Origin of the sequence: Xenorhabdus bovienii (genome assembly GCF_024721015.1) — a bacterium.
GTDB classification, from domain to species: Bacteria; Pseudomonadota; Gammaproteobacteria; order Enterobacterales; family Enterobacteriaceae; genus Xenorhabdus; species Xenorhabdus bovienii.
The window spans coordinates 8,510-10,411 of sequence record NZ_JANAIF010000094.1 but is presented as its reverse complement, the minus strand read 5'-3'; the positions used below and the strand labels follow the sequence as shown (position 1 = coordinate 10,411).

The following is a 1,902-nucleotide window of genomic DNA, read 5'->3' as shown; positions in this document are numbered from 1 at the left end:
CCCGGAATTGCGTCAAAGGTGAATCGGCTTTTTTCGATACAGTCACATTGTTTGATGATGTTGAAAATCGCTTAGATAAGGAACGGATCCGTAACATGTGGTCACCGCAGGCTTTTGAAGAGCTGTTTTTGTGCCGTTTGCCTCACGCACGGTGGTAAATCCCATGGCTAAATCCCCCGCAGAACGTAAAGCCGCCCAGCGTCAACGCCAGAAAAGTTCTGGCGTTACCAAGATGGAACTGCTGATCGATAATCAGGAACTGGACATGTTGAAACAAAATTGTGCACTGAGGCGACCGGGACGCAATCCCTATGATGTGGTTGAATACCTGACATTACTGATCCGCCAAGACAATGCTGATTTACAGGCACAGATACAAGCGTTATCAACGCGGCAATGTGAGAAATGCGGTGACAATCTCCCCGTGGCCGAATGTTGTTTTTCCGGTGAATCAACCTGCTGGAATACATTAGGCTGGCATGAGCTGAAAATTTGATTGCGTGACATGTCACACCATAATAAAAGCATAAACAAGTGCGCAATTTCTAGACATAATGCGCCTTGATATGCTTCAATCAGAGAGATTAACTCACACTGTTGAGAGTGTTTACAATATGAAATCTAGCAAAAAAAATATTTCTTCCATCGCGGCCGCTATGGCGTTATCGCTAGCGCCCGTGCCTGCTGATAGTGTGGGGAGTTACATGGCAACCTCATCCACGCAGAATACGTTAATGTTACAGGATGTTAATCAGTCTATGGTGTATATGCCGATTGATGAAGCCCAGCAATACATTGCTGATTTGGCTAATCGTATGCGGGGACATTTGCGGAATTTGCGGGCTGAATGGGAAGAAAAACGCATTCCCATTGATGATAAGAGTATGTCTAAATTTGCCAGAGAAAATCAGCATTATTTTACAAAACATATCACATTTTGCACAGCTTTGGTGAAAGCCTCAAAAGAGGCATTAAGTCAAACGACGGTTCAGGAACGTCGAAAAGAGATTATGCAGTTTGGTCGGGCAGCGGCAGATTTGCGTTATACCATTGAAGAAATTCTGACATTTACCAAAAACACGCACGAATCACCGAAAGTGCTTGAGGTCGCAAACCAGTTTAATAAAGAAGAGGTTCAGGCGTTGATCAGTGCTGAACATCAGGCACTGGGTCTTGATAAACCCGCTTTTCATTGATGGTGATATTGTGGTTACTGTTTCTATTCATAAAAACATTGAATTACCTGCGGTTGCCAGAAAATATGCCCATCTTTTGAAAGACTGGAAAAACGGTGGATTGAGACCGGCTATTTTTGGTGATGAGGGGCGCTGGGAAGATCATGCCTCCCTCTGCGCTTCTTTCGTGTTCAAAATACACATTAAGTTACCGGATGAAGAGCCGTGGCCGGCGAAGATGCCTGTTGCGGCGCGTAAGAGTAATAGTTATCTGGTTTATACGCGCCATTGGTGTGAGCCGGGAAAATATCAACTTATCAGCATCATGACGCCCAATGCGCATGAACTTGCCAGAACGTCCTTTTTATCGGTATTGGTCGATCGCGCCGAAGATTTTCAGAATAGCTGAATACTGACTGTAGAGCGGATGGTTGTTTACCAGCTTCGCTAAGCAAATAAAAAGGCGGGTTAGATCCCCCCGCCTCTGAGTACTCAGTTTCAGCTTAGAAGCCGTCAAATTCATCAAACCCTTTTTTCATGTTAACGCCCTTGAATACTGTTCAGCTTCACTAAGTCGTGAGTCAGGGTGAAAACTTATCTTACAGGTCACCTGTCGTCAAATAGATAAGGTCTTTTTCATCGCACGAAAGTACGCAAAATCGCACAATTTTTCTTGACATGGGATCACTTCAAAAGACCCGCCCCCGCAAGGTCTCCCCGCCGATGC

Annotated in this window: 3 protein-coding genes; all 3 read left to right on the top strand. The window is 45.0% G+C overall.

What is annotated here, in order from left to right; all coding sequences use genetic code 11:
* The first annotated feature begins 163 nt into the window (after nt 1-163).
* The 3 genes from NXS07_RS17345 to NXS07_RS17335 all read left to right on the top strand — a co-directional run bounded on the left by NXS07_RS17345 (nt 164) and on the right by NXS07_RS17335 (nt 1,584).
* Nucleotides 164-496 (top strand): hypothetical protein, encoded by a 333-nt coding sequence (locus NXS07_RS17345; protein WP_258087246.1) that lies wholly within the window; start codon nt 164-166, stop codon nt 494-496.
* A gap of 118 nt (nt 497-614) precedes the next feature.
* Nucleotides 615-1,196, top strand: a complete 582-nt coding sequence (locus tag NXS07_RS17340; RefSeq protein WP_258087245.1) for a hypothetical protein — start codon at nt 615-617, stop codon at nt 1,194-1,196.
* Nucleotides 1,174-1,584, top strand: a complete 411-nt coding sequence (locus tag NXS07_RS17335; RefSeq protein ID WP_308686633.1) for a type II toxin-antitoxin system YafO family toxin — start codon at nt 1,174-1,176, stop codon at nt 1,582-1,584. The genes NXS07_RS17340 and NXS07_RS17335 overlap by 23 nt, the downstream gene beginning before the upstream one ends.
* Nucleotides 1,585-1,902: the final 318 nt, after the last annotated feature.

Coding starts and splice junctions, on each gene's coding strand:
- NXS07_RS17345 (WP_258087246.1), top strand. CDS start 164: ATGGCTAAATCCCCCGCAGAACGTAAAGCCGCCCAGCGTCAACGCCAG.
- NXS07_RS17340 (WP_258087245.1), top strand. CDS start 615: ATGAAATCTAGCAAAAAAAATATTTCTTCCATCGCGGCCGCTATGGCG.